This window comes from Caulifigura coniformis (assembly GCF_007745175.1).
GTDB classification, from domain to species: Bacteria; Planctomycetota; Planctomycetia; order Planctomycetales; family Planctomycetaceae; genus Caulifigura; species Caulifigura coniformis.
Map to the genome: position 1 here is coordinate 5,884,169 of NZ_CP036271.1, position 22,569 is coordinate 5,906,737.

At 64.0% G+C, this 22,569-nt stretch carries 14 protein-coding genes; all 14 read left to right on the plus strand.

Annotation, left to right across the window (positions count from 1 at the left end; genetic code table 11):
• Positions 1 to 54 precede the first annotated feature (54 nt).
• The gene (locus Pan44_RS23760) at positions 55 to 2,310 is read left to right on the plus strand and encodes an NfeD family protein (RefSeq protein WP_145034241.1); all 2,256 of its coding nucleotides are present in this window, start codon (positions 55 to 57) and stop codon (positions 2,308 to 2,310) included.
• Between the two features lie 100 nt (positions 2,311 to 2,410).
• On the plus strand, positions 2,411 to 2,896 hold the full coding sequence (locus Pan44_RS23765) for a hypothetical protein (RefSeq protein ID WP_145034242.1): 486 nt from the start codon (positions 2,411 to 2,413) through the stop codon (positions 2,894 to 2,896).
• A gap of 68 nt (positions 2,897 to 2,964) precedes the next feature.
• Complete coding sequence (locus tag Pan44_RS23770) at positions 2,965 to 3,843, plus strand: leucine-rich repeat domain-containing protein (protein WP_145034243.1); 879 nt, start codon at positions 2,965 to 2,967, stop codon at positions 3,841 to 3,843.
• 140 nt (positions 3,844 to 3,983) lie between these two features.
• Positions 3,984 to 5,063, plus strand: a complete 1,080-nt coding sequence (locus Pan44_RS23775) for a prenyltransferase/squalene oxidase repeat-containing protein (protein ID WP_197453607.1) — start codon at positions 3,984 to 3,986, stop codon at positions 5,061 to 5,063.
• Positions 5,064 to 5,146: 83 nt separating this feature from the next.
• A complete protein-coding gene (locus Pan44_RS23780) occupies positions 5,147 to 6,220 on the plus strand; it encodes an AAA family ATPase (protein ID WP_231754147.1) in 1,074 nt (357 codons plus the stop codon).
• Between the two features lie 11 nt (positions 6,221 to 6,231).
• Positions 6,232 to 7,143, plus strand: a complete 912-nt coding sequence (locus tag Pan44_RS23785) for a DUF58 domain-containing protein (protein ID WP_197453608.1) — start codon at positions 6,232 to 6,234, stop codon at positions 7,141 to 7,143.
• A 43-nt stretch (positions 7,144 to 7,186) separates the two neighbouring features.
• The gene (locus Pan44_RS23790) at positions 7,187 to 9,454 is read left to right on the plus strand and encodes a BatA domain-containing protein (protein ID WP_145034245.1); all 2,268 of its coding nucleotides are present in this window, start codon (positions 7,187 to 7,189) and stop codon (positions 9,452 to 9,454) included.
• A 1-nt stretch (position 9,455) separates the two neighbouring features.
• Positions 9,456 to 11,927, plus strand: a complete 2,472-nt coding sequence (locus Pan44_RS23795; RefSeq protein WP_145034246.1) for an outer membrane protein assembly factor BamB family protein — start codon at positions 9,456 to 9,458, stop codon at positions 11,925 to 11,927.
• Between the two features lie 14 nt (positions 11,928 to 11,941).
• On the plus strand, positions 11,942 to 13,579 hold the full coding sequence (locus tag Pan44_RS23800; RefSeq protein WP_145034247.1) for a HEAT repeat domain-containing protein: 1,638 nt from the start codon (positions 11,942 to 11,944) through the stop codon (positions 13,577 to 13,579).
• Between the two features lie 26 nt (positions 13,580 to 13,605).
• A complete protein-coding gene (locus tag Pan44_RS23805; RefSeq protein ID WP_145034248.1) occupies positions 13,606 to 16,089 on the plus strand; it encodes a hypothetical protein in 2,484 nt (827 codons plus the stop codon).
• Positions 16,090 to 16,092: 3 nt separating this feature from the next.
• Complete coding sequence (locus tag Pan44_RS23810) at positions 16,093 to 18,279, plus strand: hypothetical protein (protein ID WP_145034249.1); 2,187 nt, start codon at positions 16,093 to 16,095, stop codon at positions 18,277 to 18,279.
• A gap of 120 nt (positions 18,280 to 18,399) precedes the next feature.
• Positions 18,400 to 20,298, plus strand: coding sequence for a hypothetical protein (locus Pan44_RS23815; protein ID WP_145034250.1), 1,899 nt, complete (start codon positions 18,400 to 18,402; stop codon positions 20,296 to 20,298).
• Positions 20,299 to 20,317: 19 nt separating this feature from the next.
• Entirely contained in the window at positions 20,318 to 21,325 is a 1,008-nt protein-coding gene (locus Pan44_RS23820) for a tetratricopeptide repeat protein (protein ID WP_145034251.1), read from the plus strand.
• Positions 21,322 to 22,560: an NPCBM/NEW2 domain-containing protein gene (locus tag Pan44_RS23825; protein WP_145034252.1), complete on the plus strand. Its 1,239-nt coding sequence runs from the start codon at positions 21,322 to 21,324 to the stop codon at positions 22,558 to 22,560. Before Pan44_RS23820 ends, Pan44_RS23825 begins: the two co-directional genes overlap by 4 nt.
• Positions 22,561 to 22,569 lie beyond the last annotated feature (9 nt).

Below are 22,569 nucleotides of genomic sequence, written 5' to 3' on the forward strand. Positions count from 1 at the left end.
GCCGCTGGTCTATAGTTGGCAGAAATGCTCCCGCACTGACGGACGGTGGACGTAATGGCGAAGAGTTCCGGAGAGACTGGTCCCACAAGCCGAAGACGGACGCTGATCGGGCATCTCCTGTTCGGCCTCCTGGCGGCCGGGTGGTTTCTTTCGCCCGTCCGGGCATCGGCGCAGCCACCCGCGGCGGATACGAAGACGCTTGGTCGTTTCCTGACGCTCGACAGTCCGATCACAGACGACGTGATTGGCTGGGTGCGTCAGTCGGCGCAGAGCCTGCAGACGCAGGCGACGCAGGAAGGGAAGAAGGCGTGCCTGGTGCTGGAGGTGCCTTCCGGCGTCAGCCAGTTCCACCATGTCTATGGGCTGGCGGACCTCCTGACGACGCAGCCGATCTCGAATATCAAGACGATCGCCTGGGTGCCGGAGACGGTCACCGGTCCAAATGCACTGATCGCGCTGGCGTGCGACGAGATCTGCCTGCATCCCGATGCTCAACTGGGCGACCTGGGGCGCGGCAAGGCGCTTCCGGACGACCAGCAGATCATCGTCAAGAGCGTCGTGGCCAAGCGTCACAACGCGAAGGTGAATGAAGCGCTCGCGATGGCGCTGATGAATCCCCAGGCGAGCCTTGTGCAGTTAAGCGTCGAAGTGCGGCCGGGTGAGGTTGAGAAACGCCTGGTCACCGACGACGAGGCCCGCCGCCTGCGGGAGACGGGGGTCACGATCCGGGACGCGAAGACGCTCAAGGACCGGGGGAGCCCGGGAGTGTTCTCCGGCGCCCAGGCACGTCACGACGACATCCTGATCATGCAGCTGGCGAATTCCCGGAAAGAGCTGGCGGACCAGTATGGACTGGGGACCGAATCGCTGCGGGAGACGCCGCGTCAAACGGCCGACGCGAGCCGGCCGACGCTGATCGAAGTGCAGGGAGTGATCGAGCATGAGCTGTCGGCATTCCTGAAACGGCAGATCGGCCGGGCAGTCGAGTCGGGGGCGAAGACGATCATTTTCGAGATCACGTCGCCGGGGGGGCTGCTGTACGACAGCATCGACCTGGCGACGGCGATCGCGGACCTCGACAAGGAAGGGATCCGGACGATTGCGTATATCCCGAAAGAAGCGATCAGCGGCGCGGCGATCATCGCGCTCGGGTGCGACGAGATCTACCTGGAGTTGAATGCAAAGATCGGCGACGCCGGTCCGATCGAGATCCAGGACGGAGGGATGTTCGCACGGGCTCCGGAGAAGATCCTCAGCTACCTGAAGCTGAGCCTGCAGCAGCTGGCTGAGCGGAAGAAACGTCCGGCGGCGGTGGCGATGGCGATGTGCGACAAGGACCTGGACGTGTTCGAGGTTGTTCACACGACCAAGGGAACGCGCTGGTTCATGTCGGAGGAGGAGATCCGGGTTGCCGATGGCGACTGGACGCAGGGAAAGATCGTGTCCGAGGCGCGGGGGAACCTGTTGCTGACGGTCGGCGGGCAGCGGGCTTATGAGCTGCTGATCGCGGAGCCGCCCGTCAAGGATCTCGACGAACTGAAAGCGAGGCTGGGGATCGCTCCGGATGTGGAGTTGATCCGGGCGCAGCGGATGTGGATCGACGACTTTGTGTTTTTCCTGAATCGTCCCGGGGTTGTGGGGCTGCTGTTCTTCGTCGCCATCATCTGCGTATACCTCGAGCTGCACCTGATGACAGGGATTCTGGGGCTGATTTCGGCGCTGTGCCTGATCCTGTTCTTCTGGAGCAAGTGGCTTGGCGGGACGGCGGACAGCCTGGAGATCCTGCTGTTCCTGTTCGGCATCGTGTGCGTGGCGATGGAGATCTTCGTGCTGCCGGGGGCCGCGATCTTCGGCGTGACGGGCGTGCTGTCGATCGCGGCGTCGCTGGTGATGGCGAGCCAGACATTCAACCTCGTGGATGACGGCCGGAACATTGAAGAAGCGACCCGGACGCTGGGGACGCTGGGAGTCGCATTGCTGGGGGTCGGGGCGGTGGCGATGGTGATCAGCCGCTACCTGCCTCAGATTCCGATCCTGAAACACATGATCCTGACACCTCCCGGGGCCATCGCCCTGGCGGATCCGAACCGGCCGCAGTTGCGGCCGGAGGTTGCGGGGACGGCAGATCCGCTGCTGGGGAGAATCGGCGTCGCCCGGACCTTGTTGCGGCCTTCGGGCAAGGCGGAAATCGACGGGCGGCTGGTGGAAGTGATCAGCGAAGGGGGGATGGTTCCGGCCGGGAAAGCGGTTGAAGTCGTTCAGGCGCAGGGGGCACGGATCGTGGTTCGCGAAGTGGCGGCGAACGGCTGAGTCGACGGGCGTACGGCGTGTGTTTTCAAAAGTGGTGCGATAACATTCCAGCTCGGGCATCGTTTGATGCCTTCAAATCTTCAACGCAAAGGATGCAACAGTGGTTCGTCAGTCGATTGTTCTTGGCCTCGTCTTGTCCGTTGCCCCCATCCTGGCGGGCTGTCCTGCGAGCAACCAGTCGAAGGAATTGACCCAGGAGGACGCGAAGACGACCGCTCCAGTGGAAGCTCACGAACATGAACATGGTCCGCACGACGGTGAGATCGTGGAACTGGGTGAGTACCACGGGGAAGTGGTTCTCGAGAACGACCGCAAGGTGACGCTGTACGTGCTTGATGGGGCGGTGAAGAACGCCGTTCCGCTGGCCGAGACGACGGCGACGCTGGTCCTGAAGAACGGGGCGGAGTCAACCAAGTTCGACCTGAAGGCGGTGCCGCTCGAAGGGGAAACCGACGGCAAGTCGTCGCGGTTCCAGTCGGAAGGCCCGCTGCCGGAGACCGTGAAGAACGGCCACGACATTGCTGGCGACGTGACGCTGACGGTCGCCGGCAAGGCGACAACGGGGGCGGTGGGTCACGCTCACTGAGCATCGACGCGATTCTGATCGGGCCCGCCGGCGCAAAGTCGGCGGGTCACATTTTTCGCGGGGGACGAATGAACGCCATTCCGCAGAATCGCCGCGCCTTGTCAGCCGAAGTCTGGCCAGGCGCGGCGATTTGTGTTTTCGGACTGCTGTTGAGCGGCTGCAAGCCGGCCGAGACGGCGAAGCCGGCACCGCAGTCGACGGCCGCCGAAACTCCCGCGATGTCGGCGGCGCCGGCGGAGATGCCGCCGGCGACAGCCGAATCGGTGAAGCCGACAGCTCCGGCGGAGGCGCCGCCCTCCACTCCAGTGATACCGCAGGCCACTCCTGCTGCGATGCCGCCTGCGGTGGAGTCCTCAGCGGAGAAACCTGCGGACGAAGGGGCGCCGAAGGCGAGCACCCGGCCGGAGCACATTGTGGCCCTCGAGAAGCTCGGGGCGGTGCTGGATTATGGAGTCGGGGACCGGTTGATCGACGTCGACCTGGACGGCAAGCCGGCGACCGACGCCGATCTCGACCACCTGTCCATGTTGAGCGACCTCAAGATCCTGAACCTGTCGGGGTCGCGGATTACCGATGCGGGGCTCGCGAAGCTGGCGCCGCTGAAGCGGCTCAAGTTTCTCTACCTGTTCAAGACCGACATTACAGACGCGGGCCTGGAGCACTTGAAAGAATTACCGCGGCTGGAGGTGCTGTGTCTCGACCAGACTCTGATCACGGATGGGGGGGTGAAGTCGCTGGAAGCGTTGTCGCGGCTGGAGAAGCTGCACGTTCACAGCCGGGTGGCGCTGACCGACGCCTCGATCGATTCGCTTTCGAAGCATGTGCGGCTGTTCGAACTCAAGGTCGGCGGGCCGGGATTTACCGAGCCGGGAATCGCTCGCTTGCGCGAGGCGTTGCCGAACTGTACAGTGCATTATGATCCCAACGCAGAGGCGTCGGAGGGCTGACGAAGCCTGCGCAGAGGGGGAGTTTTTTCACGACCGGCATAGCGCGTGCATTCGGTGTGCAGGTCTTCATCCTGGCCAAAGGAGGAGGTCTGTTGGGCAGCAGATCCGATTCCCCGACTGATCGCGCGGCTGGTTTGCCGGTGTACTCGCGTCGTCGTCTGCTTGGAGCGGCTTCGGCCGCGGTCCTGAGCGGCAGGGCTTCCTCGGGACTGCTGGCGCAGGCGCCTGAGCGAAGCAACGAGCGTGCTGGGCTGGAACTGATCACGCCCGAGGCGAAAACGGCCATCCAGCGTGCGCTGGCTACCCTGTCGCGGCGGCAAATCACCCAGGGGGAATTCAAAGGAGCGTTCGGATCCGGGGGCTATGCGGGGGGCGTCGCCGTGTGCGGGCTTGCGGGGATGGCGTTCCTGGCCAGCGGCAGCGCTCCCGGCCGGGGGCCTTACGGCAAGGCGATTGAACGGTGCATCGACTACCTGGTGAGGAACACGGATTCGAACGGGTACATCTCGGCGCAAGCGACCGGGGGACAGGACCGGATGTACGGTCATGGCTTCGCAACGCTATTCCTGGCGGAAGCATACGGGATGTCGGTGCACAGCGATGTGAACGACAAGCTGGGAAGCAAGCTGAAGTCGGCCGTCAAGCTGATCATCAGCACGCAGAATGACCAGGGGGGCTGGCGCTACCAGCCGGTGAAGTCGGATGCGGACCTGTCAATCACGATCTGCCAGATCATGGCGCTCAGGGCGGCGCGGGATGCGGGGCTGCACGTTCCGAACGAGACGCGTGCGCGGTGCATCGACTATGTGAAGAAGAGTCACGGCGCTGACGGCAGTTTTGCCTACACGCTGGGGAGCGGCAGCAGGGGCGGTTCGTTCGCCCTGGCGGCGGCGGGGATCGTGGCGCTCAACAGCGCGGGAATCTACGACGGCAAGGAAGTGGAGTCGGCGCTGGGGTACGTGTGGCGCCAGAAGCCGGGGGGAACGATCAACGGCGGGTACTACTTCTATTCGCACTACTACGCGGCGCAGGCGATGTGGCATGCGGGGGGGACGTACTGGTCGGGGTGGTATCCTGCGATCCGGGACGTTCTGGTGAGGAACCAGAGCGGCTCGGGAACGTGGAACGATCCCGGAGTGGGGGAAGAATTTGGAACCGCGATGGGGCTGATCATTCTCCAACTTCCGTACAACTATGTTCCGGTGTTCGGAGAAGGTTGAGTTCCGAAGAGAGGCGGGGATGATCGCGGTCCCGCGCACTGGTTGGTCCAAATCAAGTCATTCCGGTTTACGAATCGCACAGCATGTCCCACGAGATGTCCGCCAGCGGTGACGACATTCAGGCCCTGGAGCACGTTAAACAGGCCCAGGCCAGGTTGAGAGCGGAACTGGGCAAGATCGTCATCGGGCAGGTCGAGGTGATCGACCAGCTCTTGATGGCGATTCTTTCCCAGGGGCATTGCCTGCTGGAGGGAGTGCCCGGACTCGCCAAGACGCTGATGGTCAGCACGCTGTCGAAAGCGCTCCAGCTGAAATTCCGTCGTATCCAGTTCACCCCGGACCTGATGCCGGCGGACATCACCGGGACGGAAGTGCTGCAGGAAGACAAATCGACCGGACACCGCGAATTCCGGTTCCTGGAAGGTCCGGTGTTTTCAAACATCGTGCTGGCGGACGAAATCAACCGCACTCCGCCGAAGACGCAGGCGGCGCTGCTGGAAGCAATGCAGGAACGGCAGGTGACGATCGGGGGCCAGCGGCGTTCGCTGCCGGCGCCATTCTTCGTTCTCGCGACGCAGAACCCGATTGAGCAGGAGGGGACCTACTCGCTGCCCGAAGCGCAGCAGGATCGCTTCATGTTCAAGGTGTTCGTGAAGTATCCGAGCTACGACGAGGAATACCGGATCGCCGAATCGACGACTTCAGACACGCGCGTCGAGGTCTCGGAAGTCCTGTCGGCGGAGGAAATCCTGCGACTGCAGCAGCTGGTGCGCCGTGTCCCGGTTCCGCCGCATGTGATCCACTACGCGCTCCGCCTCGTGCGAGCGACGCGGATTCATGAAGGGGAAGGAGTTCCCGAGTTCATGAAGGAGAGCGTCAGCTGGGGAGCGGGCCCGCGGGCGATGCAGTACCTGCTTCTGGGAGGGAAGGCGCGGGCGGTGCTTGACGGCCGGTTCTTTGTGACGACGGAAGACGTGAAGTCAGTCGCGCTGCCGGTTCTGAGGCACCGGGTGATTACGAACTTTGCCGCCGAGTCGGCGGGCCTGACGCCGGACAAGGTAATTTCCCGGCTCGTCGATGAGCTCCCTGCACGTCATCCGAACGACGAGATCCCGCCGGCCGCGGCCCGCGCGTTCGCAGCCGCCGGCCAGATCTGAGCTCCCATCCCATGTCGGCTTCTTCGCCCCGTTATCTCGACGCCAAGTCGATCGAGCGAATCTCGCGCCTCGATCTGCGAGCCCGCGCCGTGGTGGAAGGGTTCCTGACGGGGCAGCATCGCAGCCCTTTCAACGGCTTTGCGATCGAATTCGCGGGACATCGCGAATACACGCCCGGGGACGAGTTGAAGCATGTCGACTGGCGCGTGTGGTCGAAAACCGACCGCATGTACATCAAGCAGTACGAAGAGGAGACGAACCTCAAGTGCCATGTCCTGCTCGACAGCTCGAAGTCGATGCGCTACGGGGAGAAGTCGAGCCCGCCATGGAGCAAGTTTGACTACGCGGCCACGGCTGCGGCCTCGCTGGCGTTCCTGCTCCAGCAGCAGCAGGACGCCGTCGGGCTGGTGACGTTCGATACGCAGGTGAGGGCGCACCTCCCTCCGAGTTCGCACCCCAGCCAGCTGAAACGGCTGCTGCATCAGCTCGAGCAGACCTCGCCGGACGACAAGACCGACGTGAGCCGATTGTTCGTGGAGTTGGCGGCGCCATTGAAGACGCGCGGCATCGTGGTGCTGGTCTCGGATCTGTTCGTCGACCAGGCGACGCTCAAGGAAACGCTCCAGCAGTTCCGCCTGCGGAGGCACGACGTGATCGTGTTTCACGTCATGCATGACGACGAGCTGCGGTTCCCGTTTGAGGACAACACCCAGTTCCGCGGGATGGAGGTCGATCGGGAACTGCAGACCGACCCGAAGTCGCTGCGACGGTCGTACCTCGAGATCGTGGAAAAGTACCTGGCTGACGTACGGAAGACCTGCGGAGCACTGGGCGTGGACCATGTTCTCCTGAATACCTCGGAACCCCTCGACGCGGCGCTCGCGTCTTACCTGACGCTGCGGCAACGCGTGAAGCATCGCTGACCACATTCCTGACCGACTCCCTCGTTCCTGACATTCGGATCCAATGGGTTTTCTTGCTGGATGGATGCTGAATCCCTGGCTGTTCGCGGCGGGCGGTCTGCTCGTGGCGGCCCCGATTCTCATTCACCTGCTGAATCGTCGGAAATTCCGGATCGTCGACTGGGCGGCGATGGATTTCCTGCTGGAAGCGGACCAGCGGAACCGCCGCCGCGTGCAGATCGAAGAGATGATCCTGCTGTTGCTGAGGTGCGCTGCGATGCTGCTGGCGGGGCTGTTCGTGGCGCGTCCCTTTCTGCCGAGCAGCATCACGAGAAGCCTTTTTCAGACGGATCGGACCGAGCGGGTCGTCCTGCTGGATGATTCGCCCAGTATGGATGCGGTCCATGCGGGATCGAGTCCGTTTCGAACGGCCAAGCGGCGGATCGCGGAGTTCGTCACCGCACTGGCGGAAGAGGGAAACGGAGACTCCCTGACGCTGTGCCTGACATCCCGACCCGATCGTCCGATTTTCCGGGACGCGGTCGTCGACAACCGTTCGGCTGCGGGACTGGTGGGGGAAGTGGAGGCGCTCGCGGTCTGCGACCTTCCGGCGCGGTTCGACCAGGCGTTCGTCTCGCTGCGCGGGCTGGTGCAGGGGAAGTCGGAGCGGATCAACAGGGTCGGTTACGTGCTGAGCGACCTGCGGAGGAGCGACTGGACCTCCGATGAGAAGAAGGGGGAGACGCGAGCCGCGGGCGAATCCGCCGCCGCCGCGGAGGCACTCGCGACTCTCTCGAAAGACCTGGCCGGTTGTTTCGTGGTGGATTGTGGAGCAGGGCCGGCGACCAACGTGGCAGTGACCGGCATCACTCCTGAAGACAAGGCGTTGCTCTCGGGGGTGACGACGCGGTTCCAGGTGACGGTGAAGAACTTCGGGAGCGAAGCGCTGCGCGACGTGCCGGTGAAATTCGTGGCCGGGGGGGCGCTGCCAATGTCGGCAACGATCGGTGCGGTCCCTCCGGGAGGAACTGGCTCGGTCCCGTTTTCATTCACGTTCGCTGCCGCGGGGGATGACGAAGCGGCGGTCGAGCCGATTGAAATGACCGCGGAGATCGGCAGCCTGCCTGGGGACATGCTTGCGGCTGACAATGCTCGTTACTTCGCCGCGCGGGTGCGGGCCGGCATTCCCACGCTGATCGTCGACGGCGATCCCTCGGGCGAATTCGGGCACGCGGAGTCGTTCTTTCTTCAGCGGGCCCTCTCTCCTCCAGGGTCGTCCCGTTCGGGCATCACGACGGAGGTGGTGAACGACTCAGATTTCGGCGGGATGTCGCTTGAGGCCTTTCAGGCGATTTACCTGTGCAACGTCTACCAGCTCGATCTCGCGCGGGTAAAAGCCCTCGAGGAATGGGTCCGGGCCGGCGGGGGACTGGTGGTATTTCCCGGTGCGCAAGTCGACCAGCGGTTTTACAACGAAATTCTCTGCCAGGGGGGCAAGGGGCTGTTGTCCAGGCCTCTCCAGTCAATTTCGGGAGACGAGACGGAGAAGAGCTGGGCCGCGTTCGCGGTGACGCAGCCCGAGCATCCGGCGGTGCGGGTGTTCGGCGGGGATGCGGCTCCGCTCCTGGAATCGGCGAAGGTGTATCAATGGTGGAGCGTCCCGGAAACGGGTGAAGGCACGGTGCTGCTCCGGCTGGCGGATGCGGACCGCAGCCCGGCGATGATCGAACGGCGCTTCGGTGCGGGCCGGGTGATCCAGTTCTGCGTCCCTGCCGACGCAGAATGGAGCAACTGGCCGGAAGACGCGAGCTACCTGATCCTGCTCCAGGAGCTGAATCGCTACCTCGCGCAGACGTCGGCCTCGCCGGGCCAGATTGTCGTCGGTGAGCCGCTGATTGAGCCTGTCGATCTTTCGCGATACCGGGCGGAGGTGGGGCTGATCCGACCGGATGGTGCAACGTCGACGCTCCTGGCGGTGCCCAATGGAAATGAGCGGGGGCCGGGAACGTCGAACCAGTGGACCGTGCGAATCGACGATGCGATCACGAGAGGATTCTACCGCTTCGAGCTGACGACTCCCGAAGGAGGAGCGGAGAAGGTGCTGGCGGCCGCCAGCCTGCCCGGGGGGGAGAGCGAGCTCAACCGCATCGATTCCAGTACGCTGCAGTCTTCGTGGCAGGGAGCGCCGGTGGAACTGGTGGGACCGGTGGCGCTCGCGGGCCTGACGGCAGACGCGGCACGCGGCGAATTGTGGTGGTTCGTGGTGCTGATCCTTGCCGCCGTGTTGTTCGCGGAACAGGGGCTGGCATGGATGTTTGGAAGGAGGCGGTGAGATGGATCAAAGCCTCATCAACGGGATTCGGAACGGAGCTGGCTGGTGCGTGGCGACGGCGGCCTGCGCCTGCGTGGCTGCTTCGATCGCCTTGGCCCAGGGAGTCCCCGCCCAGCGGCTCATCCTTCCGGGCGCGCAACGGCCAGTTCCGGTGGAAGAACCGGCGATCGGCCGGCCGGCTGCCCCGATTCGGGTGAGAGCCGCGGCCCCGGCGGCCGAGGGGCGGAGCGAATCCGCGCCGCTGGATACGGGGCTGACCACGAGCGAGGAACTGGAGCGGCTCCTGGAGCGTGCCACGCAGGTGGCCGTTGAACGCCCTGACCTGGCGCCTGTCCTGTGGCAGCGAATCCTTGATGAGGGGGCGAATGCGTTCGCCCGGGCGGAGCTGAAGAATCAGGTCCCGCTGCGTCGGCAATACGAAATCTTCAGGCCGTTTTCGAATGAATCGTTGCGCGCGATCGTCGCGGCGGGACCGGAAGCGGTTCGGCATTATCGCCTGCAGTCGGACGGTCCGGCACGCGTTCTGATGGCCCGGCAGGGAGAGGACCGGGAGGCGGCGCTCGCGGAGATTGTGCGGCGCTATTTCCTCACGACGATCGGCGATGACGCGGCGTTCGAGTTGGGATGCCGGCTGCTCGAACGGGGGGACGTCACGTCCGCCGACCATCTGTTCGACCGCCTGTCGCTGTATCCGGACAGTAGCATCGAGCCGGACGCGATCACGGTCCGCCGGGCGGTGACGCAGTCGCGTCTGGGGAGGCAGAAGGTCGCGGTCGCCCTGGTGGAGTCGCTGGGGCAGGAGTTCGACGACCTGAAGCCAATGCTGCTGAATGAGGTTCAGGAACGGAACTCGCCCTCCTCGAACAAGGGCCAGTCTGCCGGGACGCCCGTCATGCCGGGGGATCTGACGGGCGAGGCACTGGAGCCTGATTGGGAGTTCCGGCCCGCGTGGACGCTCAAAGGGGTGAAAGCTTCCGCCAACAACGAAGCGATCATGTCGGGGATTTCGAATGGTCGGCCGATGATCTTCGTGCGTCAGCCGGGGGGGAACTACTCGCAGACGACGCTGGACGACAAGAACGTCCCTGACTTGACGTTGTCGCAGCTGGCGACGGCATGGCGCGGGGGCACATGGAGGCCAGCTTCGAGCCCGGTGGTTGTTGATGGGCGACTTTACTTGAAGTCGGAGTCGCGAACCGTGTGTTGCTCCGCGAGCACGGGAGAAGTGCTATGGATGGGGCGGCCGACGCGGTTTCCGATCAATGAAATGACGCGCCAGCTGGCGCTCGTGGCGTCGCACGGAGTCAACGTCCCGATTGTGACCACGACCTACATCGCGGGTCTGCAACCGAAAACGCTGACGGAGATCATGCTGTTCTCGGAGCGACTGCACCATGAGGTTACGGTGAGCGGGGGCCGCGTGTATGTGATCGAAGGAGACCTCGATACTCCGTCGGTGCGGAAGAAGGCGACGGAGAACGTGGTCGAGCGGCAGATGTTCGGTGGTCCAATGCCGACACACCACGCCCGGCCAAACGAACTCGCCTGCTACGACGCGAAGACGGGGCGGCTGATCTGGACGGTCGCGTCGGGAGGGGTGTTGCCGGCCGGGTCGACGGTGTGCAGCAAGCCGCTCGTTGCGGGATCGCTCCTGCTGGTTGCCGTAGGCATCGACAGCCAGCTGGCACTTGTGGCCATTGAATCCTCGAACGGCAGCGTGGTCTGGAAGACGAATCTCGCGGACCTGGGAGGGGCCTGGCAGCCGATTCCGGTCGGTCTGGCGGTCGATGACGGGAGCGTCTACGTGGCGTCCGGTTCGGGGACGTTGTTCTCGGTGGACCGGAATGGAGGCACGCTTCGATGGGCCGTTTCGTACCCCCGACTGAAGTCGTCGGCGATGGAGCGGCGGGTGATCGAAGGAAATCCCGGCCAGCGGATCCAGATCGTGTTTGACGAGAATTTCCTCGCCTGCGAGGAAGGGGCGATCGTTCTTGCCGCGGCCGACTGCGACCACGTGATGAGTTTCGACGTGACGGATGGCGCACTGCGATGGGATTCCCCGATCCCTCCCACTTCGCTCAGTGGAGCCCCGGGCTATGTGGTCGGCATGGCGAACGGCCGGATTTACCTGGCGAACAACAAGACGCTGTGGAGCATCAGCACCAGGGGAGGGCGAATCCTCTGGGACTTGTCGCTGGATGGAGCATGTGGTCGCGGACTGTTGACCAGCGACTCATTGTTCGTTCCCCAGCAGCAGACAGTGACGCAGGTCGACCCTGAAACGGGCCGTACGCTGAACAAGATTGCCTGCGCGATGCTGGACTCCGAGCCGGTGGGCAATCTTGTCGCGGATGGCAACAGGTTGCTGGTGGCGAGCGCGGCCCGGTTGATCGCGATGAAGCCCAAGGCCACTCGGATCGAAGAAGCACCCGGGCAGGAGCCCAAGAGCCCGCCAACGGGAGGGAAGCTGTGATTGAGAAACAACCGATGACTAGAGCTTTTCTCCCGGTGCTGCTCATCCTGTGCGGGCTGACTGCGTTCGTTCCGCGTTCCGCGGGGGCCCAGGACAACCCGTACGCCGAGAGCTACCTGCGGATGCTGACGGAACGCGGGATTGCGACCGACGCGGCGGGGCTCCGGGTGTTTCTGGCAAGCCATGTGCCTGGTCCGGAAGACACAGCCCGGCTGGCCGAGAACCTGGCAGACCTGGGGCATGAAGACTATGCGAAACGTGAAGCGGCGATGCAGGCGCTGCTCGCCCGTCCGCCGCGGTCGCTCGCGGAAGTGGAACTCCGGGCGGCGAGCGACGATCCGGAAGTGCGGTGGCGCGCCAAGCTGGTGCTCGACACGCTTCGGCAGCCGGGCAACGACCTGCTGTATGCTTCGCTGATCGTTATTCCATTGCGAAAAGTGCAGGGGCTGGCCGATGTTGTTCTCGGCGTGGCCCCGCTCTGCCAGTCGGACTCGATGCAGCTGGCGATGAGCCGGGCGCTCGTGGCGACGGCGACGGAAGCGGACGCGCCACTCCTGAAGAAGAGCCTGGGGCATGAAGATCCCCGGATCCGGATGGCCTGCCTCAACGCGCTGGCGACCACGCTTGGCGAGGCGGCCGTGGCCGACATCCTGCCGTTGCTCGACGACAGGAACGACCTGGTGCGTCTCGATGCGGCGACTCAGCTGCTTCAGTTCCGGAGGGGGGAGTCGCTCCGAACGCTTGGAAAGCTGCTCGTTTCCGAGCAGTTGACGGTTCGGAACCGGAGCATCCACAAGCTGCGGTCGACGCTGAAGGTGAGCCTGCCGTATTCCGGTTACGAGCCTGCGGAGGACCGGGCCCTGCATGCCGCGGAATGGCAGAAGTCGATCGAGGCCAACCTGGATGCGAAGGCGGAACCTGTGACGAGCACGGCCGCGCCGCAGTTCGTTGCCCACCTGGCGCTGCAGTCACCGCGTTACCGGACCTTGATCCTCATTGGAAAAGATGGCGCGATCGAGAAAAAGCAGGTCGCGCAGCCGGGCGGGCGAAGTGTGGCCGTAGGGAATGGCAACCTGCTGTCGGTCCATCCCTCGAGTGCTGTCGTTACGGAGACCGACCACTCCGACAAGACCGTGTGGGTGTCGAAGGCCCTCGATGAACGCCCGATCGTCGCGATCCGGCGAAAAGATGGAAACACGCTTGTTGCCACGATGGAGGGTTCGCTCATTGAACTGAACGCCAGCGGCAACATGATCCGGAAGTCGGAGATCGGGATCGTGCAGGACATCGAAGCTCTGGAGAACGGCAACGTGCTGCTCCTGAGCTTCGTTGAAAGCAAACTCAAGCAGCTGGACGCAACGGGCCGCGTTCAATGGCAAGTCTCCCTCCCCGCGCCGCCGACGTCGATGTGCCTGGCAAAGGACGGGCATGCCGTGATCACGCTGCAGGGTGCGAAGCAGCTGGCGGACGTCGACCTGGCCACTCAGGCCCTGAAGACTCTCAGTGCGCCGTTCCGCTCGCCGATGCAGGTGGAGCAGCTTGAGGATGGCCGGCTGGCGATCATGGACGTGGTGGGAGCGCATCTTGCCGACCGGCAGGGGGCGCTGATTGAAACGATCAACCTGTTGCCGGTTTCCCCGGACGGATTCTAACGGCCCCCTGACGAGGAAGTCATCACGTGTCGCCGCTGCGGTGGACCTGGATTCAACGACTCTTCGGGATCGACGGGACTGAGATTCCCGCCGGCGCCGAAGTGCACTTGACGTGGTCCAATCTGCCGGAATCGTGGAAGGTTTTCGTGGCCCTGCTCGCAGCGGGTTGTGCAATTGCGGCGGTGCTTCACATGTACCGCAGCGATGCGGCCCGACTGCCGGTGCGAAGTCGCCGCCTGCTGGCGGGACTTCGCATTTCGGCCCTGGTGCTGCTGGCCGTGATGGCGCTGGGGCCGGCCCTTGGTTATTCCCATCGGCATGTCCTGGAGCCAACGCTTGTCGTGCTGCGCGACTCGTCCCAGTCGATGGCTGTCGCCGATGCGGCCCGGAACCCGGAGAACAGGGGGGCGTTTCCGGGATCGACGGGCGATGTGACGAGGGCGCAGGCCATCAATGCGCTGTTGTCGCCCGATGAGGGGGCACTCCTAATCGGCCTCTCGAGCCGGGGGCGGCTGCGAGTTCTGGATTTCGCGGAGTCGGTGCAGCCGGCGGGAATGGAAACGGATGACGCCGGCGCAGAACCGCCTGCGGATGGTGAACAGCAAGCAGACGTCTCGACCGTCCATCCAGTGACGCCGACGGGCATCGGGACGAATCTTCATCGGGCACTGGCCGAGGCCCTTTCGGAACGCCTGAGCGCGGGGATCGTCTTGTTCACGGATGGGCAGCAGACGGATCGGTCATCGGGCAAGGACGAACTCCTGGCGCTGGCGCAACGCGCTGCCTCACGAGGAACGCCGATCTTTGTCGTGGGGCTCGGCGACCCGAACCGTCCGCGGAACGTCCGCGTCGCCGATGTGTTTGCGGCCGATCGCGTCTGGAAGGATGACCCGTTCGAGCTCCAGGGGGCTCTGGAGAGCGAAGGGCTCGGCGCGAGGATGGTGCAGGTCGAATTGATCGAGCAGAGGCGCGAGGATGGTTCCGACCAACTGGGTGAAGGGAAAGTGCTGGAGACGCGCGAAGTGGCGCTCCCGGAGGCCGGGGGGCCGACACGGCTGACGTTCTCACACACGTCCAAAGAGGCCGGGCGGTTCGCGTACTCGCTGCGTGTGCCGCCGCTCGAAGGAGAATCGTCGAGCGACGACAATCGCTCGACGGTTCCGGCCGAGGTGAAAGTGATCGACGACAAGGCTCGGGTGCTCGTCGTTTCGGGGAATCCCAACTGGGACTACCGCTTTCTGCGGCAGATCCTCGAACGGGAAAAGTCGGTCGATGTTTCGTGCTGGCTGCAATCGCTCGATGAAGGACGCGGTCAGGAAGGCGACACTGCGATTACCCACCTGCCGCGGACGCGGGAGGAGCTGTTCGCGTATGACGTGATCGTGCTTCTCGACCCGGACCCGCGCGAGTTCGACGAAGCCTGGATGGACCTGCTGACCGAGTTTGTCCGCGACCATTCGGGAGGACTGCTGTTCATGGCCGGTCCGTCGTACACGAGCCGATTCCTGGGGGGCGCGCGGACGGAGAAGCTTCGCGAGATCCTTCCCGTACGGTTCGGCGACCTGGCGGCGATTGACGTCGAATCTCTCCTGCAATCCGAAGACCGCGACTGGCCGCTCGGGATCGTCGAACGCAGCCTCGACCATCCACTCATGCGGTTCTATCCGGAGATCAACCGTTCGCTGGATGCCTGGAAACTGTTTCCGGGGATCATCTGGAGCTACCCGGTTCGAGAAGCCATCCCGGCCTCCACGGTGCTTCTGGAACATACCGATCCGGCGCTCAACCAGCTGCATGGCCCGAGACCGTTGCTGGTGTCGGGGCAGTTCGGTTCGGGGCGGACGATCTTCGCGGGGTTCGACGGGACGTGGCGGTGGCGACAGGCAGGAAACAACGCCGAATTCTTCAACCGATTCTGGCTGCAGACGATCCGGTTTCTTGTCGAAGGGCGTTCGGTTGAAGGGAAGCGGCGGGGCACGATCGAGACCGACCGCAGCCGTTATGAAGTGGGCGACCGCATCGTCGTGGTCGCGCGGTTGCTGGATCCGACGTTCAAGCCGCTCGACGCGATGCAGGTCTCCGCGGTGATGGAAACGCCCTCGGGGGAGAAGGTACCTGTGATCCTCCGCCCGACTCCCGACCAGCCGGGGCGTTTCGAAGCGATTGCAACCGCGAGGGGGACGGGCCGGCATCTGTTGCGCGTCGAATTCGAGGACGCCTCCGCCGGAGCGAAGATCGAAACGGCACTGTCGGTGTCGCCTCCAAGCCTCGAAACCGCTCGAACCTGGCAGGACGCGGAACTGCTCAAGGAAATTGCCGCCGCATCGCAGGGGGCATACTTCACGGCCGCGACCGCGCGTGACCTGGTCGATCGCATCCCGGACAAGCGGCAGACGATCACCGTCCAGGGGCAGCCGCAGCCGCTGTGGGATACGGGGCTGATGCTGTTTCTTGTCGCCACACTGCTCATCGTGGAATGGGCGCTCCGAAAACGGTTCAAGCTCCTGTAACGCATGTCCCCCGCAACGATCATTCTCGAACGACTTGCCGAGCTGCGACGGAAGCTGACGGCCTGGCTGGTCGTTGATGGGCTGAGCCGCGTGCTGGCGGCGGCCGTCCTGATCGGGGCGGCCGATCTGCTGCTCGATTGGTCATTCCAGATGGACCGTCCGCAGCGGGCGGTGATGCTGGTGCTTTCGCTGGGAGCGCTGGCCACCGTGGCCTATCGCCGGCTGTGGCGCCCGCTGACGAGGAGTGCGTCCGATGAGGCGCTTGCCCTGCGAATCGAAGAACAGAATCCGGTGCTGCACGAGCGGCTGATCAGCGCACTGCAGCTGGCGAAGCTCAAATCGCCGCCTGCCGGAGCGTCGCCGCAGATGACGAACGCCGTAATTGAGCAGGGTGTCGCGGCCGCGCGTCAGCTGAACCTGGCATCGCTGCTCGACCGCAAACGGCTTGCCTGGAATGGAGCGCTGCTGGCCGTTGCGGTCGCCGCACTGGGGGGGACGGCCGCTGCCGGCATGATGAATGACACGATTGCTCTCTGGTTTCAGCGGAACCTGCTGCTGTCCGAACGGGAGTGGCCCCAGGATGTTCACTTCCAGATCGTGGGCGCGAAGGATGACGTCCTAATGGTTCCGCGCGGCGACGACTGGCTGCTGGAGGCGGAAGTTACCGAGGAGAGCCGTCGAGTTCCTGTCGAGGCGTGGCTTGAGATCCGCGGCGAGCGACAGCAGCGACGGATGGATTCCGTGGCCGCGGAGTCCAGGCGATTCCAGGTCCAACTGGCCGCAGTGAATGATCCGATCGAGTTCCGCATCGTCGAATCGAGTGCGGCGTCTGCCTGGACGAAGCTCGAAGTGGTCGACCGGCCTGAGGTCCGCGAACTTTCACTGACGGCGACTCCTCCGGCGTACACGAAGCAACCGGGCAACGCACTTCTGGCTGAAGGAGGGCCTTATCAGTTGCTCAAGGGGACGGCGCTGATGATCCGCGGGAATGCGTCGAAGCGGCTTTCAAAGGCGACGATCTCCCACGGGAAGACGTCGTCAGAGCTGAGTGTTTCGCCTGCCGGCGATTTTGAGATCGAGCTCGCGCCGGGAGACGTTCAGGACGGCGACTATGCGCTGACTCTCATGGACACGGAATCGATCCAGATGCCCGGCCGGTCCGAGCCGATGCCGCTGACGTCGCGCGTGCCCACGACGTTTCGTTTGAAGTTGCTCGGGGACAAGCCGCCGCAGGTGCAGGCGAAGCTGAAGGGAGTGAGCGGCGTGGTCACGACGCGCGCACTGATTCCGATCGAAGGGCGGCTTTCGGACGACTTCGCGCTGGCTGCGGCCCGACTGCAGCGTCGGCATCGGCTCGAGAATGCGGAGTCGGACGTGACGGGAACAATCGACCTCGCGGAATCGACGCAACTCGGCGGCGCTGTGGCCGACCTATCGGCTGAATTCGACCTCGAGCCGCTGGCGATTCCGCCGGGCGTGTCGGTTTCGTTCTTTGTCGAGGCGGACGACTTCAACGATGTGACCGGGCCGGGTGTTGGTCGGTCGTCGGTCTTCGTTGCGCGTGTCGTCACCGATGCGGAGTTTCGTGCGAGCCTGCTGGCGCGGGAGCGAGAACAGGCAGTGGAACTGGGGAAACGCCTGAAGCTGGAGGAGGAGTTGCTGACGGAGACAAAATCGCTCGATGCCGCCACCCGCGGCGTCACCGAACTGGAAGGACCTCAGCGGGATCAATTGGCCCGGATCAGAAAACGGCAGAAGACGATCGGAGAGGACGCGGCGAAAGTCGCCCGGAAGTTCGAAGAGATCGTCGCCGAGATCCGCAACAACCGGATCGAAGAAGTGGAACCGGCCCCGCTCCAGGCGCGTCTCAGGGACCGGATCATCGCGCCGCTGTGGAAGGTGTCGACGGACGAGGTCGATGCCGTCCTGCTTGCTCTCGATCAGACGACGAAGTCGATCCAGGTTCCGGCGGAACGGGGGAAGCGTTTGAATGAGGCCGCGACGGCGCAGCAACGGCTCGTCGACCGACTGAGGGAGATCCTGAGCCAGATGGAGCAGGCCCAGGGATTTCAGGAGGCGGTGAACCTGCTGCTGGAGGTTCAGAAGGCGCAGGAAGACGTTCTCAAAAGAACCGAGCAGGAAAAGCAGGACGCCATTCGCCGATTGCTCGAGCCAGGGAAGAGGAACTGAGCGCTGCGGGAGCGGGTGATGGATTGGAGTCGAGTGGACGTTGGTCTTGTTTGGGGAATTGATTGGGGTATCCTGAGAAGGCCCGGTCGCGGACCGTTTCAGGGCTTCAGGAGCACACCGATGGGGCGACGTTCGTTCTCAAACGCGTTATGGGTCTGCGCCGTCAGTCTCGCCTGCGGATTCTTGCCTGCGGCGGAGACGGCCACGCCGGTGGCTCCGGGGCCAAGCGCCGTGGGGGTGCGGCAGGAACGCGTCGCCGCGATGATGCAGGAACTCGACCAGCGTTTCCTGGCGCTGGCGAAGGCTCTCGAGAAAACCGAGCCGGAACGCGCGGAGCGGCTGCTGAAGGCGTTCGAAGAATCGAAGTCGACCCTGATTGAACCGCGGATGCGGCAGATCGTGGCACTGCTCGACGGGGCACAACTCGAGAACGCCGGACACGAAGAGGCGAAGATCCTGGAGGACGTCCGACGTCTCATCTCGATCCTGCTGAAAGAGGCGGATGAGCGGGAGAAGGATCGCGAAGAGATCGAGCGGCTCAAGAAGTGGCACCAGCAGATCACCATGATGGTGCGCGATGAACAGGCTCAGAAGGCCGAGAGTCGCAAGCTCGACCAGACCAAGGACGCCCTCGACACACTCGCGAAGCAGATCGCCGCCGTTGAGGAATTGCTGAAGCGGGAGAAGGAGCTTCTCCGGCAGACGGTCGTCACGGCTGCCGAGGGAGTGACCGGGCTGACGCAACTGGCCGCAAACCAGGAGCGCATCCGCCGCGATACGGAGTTTGTGAACTCGGAGATTTCGAAAGCGCGGCAGGCGGCCGAATCGGGAACGGCATCCGCCAAACCGGCTCCCGCTGCGGACCTCCCACCGGGGCCGGGGCAGAAGCCGTTGGCAGAGGCGGCGAAGCAGCAGAAGTCGGCCGAGGAACATCTCGCCGCGACGCAGGCGAAATCGGCCCGGACCGCTGAGGAGCAGGCTGTCAAAGAACTCGAGAAAGCTCTCGATGAGTTGAAGAAGGAAGAAGAGCGTCTGAAGTCGCCTCCGCCGGATGCGCTGGACAAGCTGGCCGAGAAGCAGGAAGCACTCGCGAAGAAAACGGAGTCGCTCAACGACCAGATTGCCAAGGCCGCGCAGGCCGGGAAGCCGGGCGAAGGGGCATGCTCAGCCTGTTCCAAGTGCCTTGGGGGGGCGTGCGAGTCGATGGCCTCCGCGGCCAGTTCACTGAAGAAGAAGTCGCCGGGGGCGGCGGCCGCCGAACAGAAGAAGGCGGAAGATCAGCTGAACGAGGCGAAGAAGGAAGTCGAGAAACGCCTTGCCGAACTGGGAGAAAAGCCGGAAGACGAAGCGCTCGAACGCCTGGAGACGATCTTCACCGAGATGCTGGCTCGCCAGCAGCCGGTCACGACACAGACTTCCGAGTTCCACCAGGAGCGGCAGGGTGCACAGGGAGAGCTGCGGCGGGCAGAACGGATCACGATCCGCAGGCTCAGTCAGGAGGAATCGGAACTGGCCGAGATGGCGGGTAAGGCCCTGAAGCTCATCGAAGAGGACGGGACCACGATTTCGTTTCCGGTGATCGTCTCGGACATGCAGGAAAGCCTGATGCAGATTTCGAACCGGATCGAGAAGCAGGAGACCGGCGAGACGACGCAGACGATGCAGAAAGAAGTGGAGAAGACGCTGGAGGAATTGATCGAAGCGCTGAAGGTCGCCCGGAAGGGGGGAGGAGGCGGAGGCAAAGGCGGGGGTAACTGCAAGCCGTGCCTGCTTCCCAATACGGCCGAACTGAAACTGCTTCGTCAGCTGCAGCTGCGCATCAACCGACGCACAGTCGACTTCCAGAATGCCCGGCCCCAGGGGGACCTGGATCAGCCGCGGCAGAAGGAGGTTCAGCGGATCGCGGGTTTGCAGAGGAATGTTGCGACGATGGTTCGTGAGATTCTCAGCCGACAGCAGGAGGCCGCTGGCGGCGGGTTGCAGTTCCCCGGTGTTGAACTTCTCAACCTGACCGAATAGGCGTCACGGAGATCAAGAGATGCTCACGTTCCTGATGTGCCTCCTGGTGGCCCCGGCGCCGGCGAATCGCGTTGTCGCTCCGGACGCGAAGTCCACCGTGATCGAGCGGTTCATCGAGTCACGGCAGGCGGACTCGTCAATCGCCGAGGAGGTGAAGTCCCGGGCTCTTTCGGCCGCTCGTGAGGCGGCAGGGAATCCCGAGACGCGGCAGGAGGCGATCACGGCGGGACTGAAGATTCTTTCTCCCGAATTCGAAGCAGGGCTGAAGAAACTGGCCGCTGAAGAAGCCACCGATGCCGGCAAGCTGCTGGCGCCGCTCACGGGGGCTGCGGATCCCTGGCTGGCCGCCGAGGCGCAGTTGTTCCTGGCGCGGGCGATGATGGTCGAAGGACGCTACGAAGATGCTTTGCCGATCGTGGCGGCGTTCATCGAGACGCATGGCGACACCACAGTCCGGCTGGGCGAAGCCTGGTTTCTGAAGGGGAAGCTGGAGGCGGGGGCCCTGAAGCGTGACGAAGCGACGGGCTCTCTCAAGAAGTTTCTGCGGGACTTTCCCGGTGAGCCGGGACGGATGCAGGGCGAAGCTCGCGCCACGCTTGTCGACCTCGAAGAAGCGGAGTCGGATCTGCTGACCGACATCCACACGAAGATGAATTTCTCCGAGCGACGATTGTCGCTGGAAGACTCGGGGCGCCGGACGCAGGAGGTGCAGGAGGATGTGGTTGCGCTGCTGGATGAGATGATCGAGGAACTCGAGAAGAAATGCGGAAACTGCAAAGGCTGCAAGGGGTCGTGCAGCAAGCCGGGTGGTTCGGGCATGGGAGGCTCGGCGCCGGGCATGAGCAGCGGCAGTTCCCAGGCCTCGCAGATCACCGAGCGCGATGCTCCCCGAACCCCCTGGGTCGACCTGACGGAGCGTCAGAACGACCCCTCGGTCTTCAATGCCGCCAAGTCGCGCGTGCCGGTCCAGTACCGCGGACTGGTCGAGCAGTACTACCAGAGCTTCGGTGAGACTCAAACGAAATGATCGGGCGTTCTTCGAGGGAAATCGCCCGTTGGGGCCGCGCGATGGTTGTCGCGGCCGCATGCGTGTCCGCCGCGCAGTGGGGCCGGGCGCAGGATGAGCCGACGGCGATGGAGGTCGAGACCGTCGTCGGAGAAACCCTGAACAAGGCCGGCCTCGATTCGATCGTGGCGGGCGAGTTCAATTTCGCTGACGGCAGCTCGCTCCCGGTCGATGATGTGCATGCGGTCAGGTTCCGTCCTGCGTCGGTGGCCACGCCGAAAGACCAGGGGGCGGTGGCCATTCATCTCGCGGGGGGCGGCCGGCTTCCCGCCCGCAGCGTGCTGCTGGTCGACGATGCGTGCGATGTGACGCTCCTGAACGGCGAACAGACATCGCTGAAACTCGATGATGTTTCCGCTCTGCAGTGGACGGATTCGGATGACACGGTTTGGAAGAACGCCGTGGCGAAGCCGCCTGCGGAGTATGACCTGGTCGTCCTGAAGGCGATGCCGCAGTCGACTTCGATCCGCGCGTTCATCGAGTCGATCGGTGTCGAGTCGGTTGCGTTCGAATGGGACCGGGAAACTCGAACCGTGGCCCGGACTCAACTGGTCGGAGTCGTCTTTGCCCGGCCAGAGGCGTTGGAACGGCCGCCGTTGTCCGTTGTGACCCGGGGCGGGGCGGTCATCCCGGTCCGCGAGGCACAGAAGAAGGACGGAGCGGCCTCGTTCCAGTGTACGTTGCCGTCTGGAAGCATCATCGAGATCCCTCAGTCGGAGATCGTGTCGCTGGCAGTGCGATCCAGTCGCATCCGGTATCTCTCCGAGATGACGCCCGAGAGTGTCGCCCAGCGTCCGATCGTGTCGCTGCCGCGGGAGTGGAAGGCGGACCGCAATGTCCGCGGCGAGCCGCTGCGAGCGGGGACGGTGGAGTATGAAAAGGGGATCGGAGTTCAATCCGGGACTTCGCTGACATACGAGTTGGATGGGCCGGCGGAGCAGTTTGCGGCGACGTTGTCGCTCGATCCGCCGCGAAACGTGACTGCGGACTGTGAGTTTGTCGTTCTGGCTGACGGACAGGAGCTTGTTCGCAGGTCCCTCAAGAGCGGCGATGCGCCGGAAAGCCTCCGGATTCCGCTGAAAGGGGCGAAGCGACTGGAGATCCGTGTCGACTACGGATCGAATCTCGACTTCGGCGATCATGCCAACTGGTGCGACGCACATCTCGTCATGGCGCCGACCGCAGGATTTCAGTGATGGGAGAGT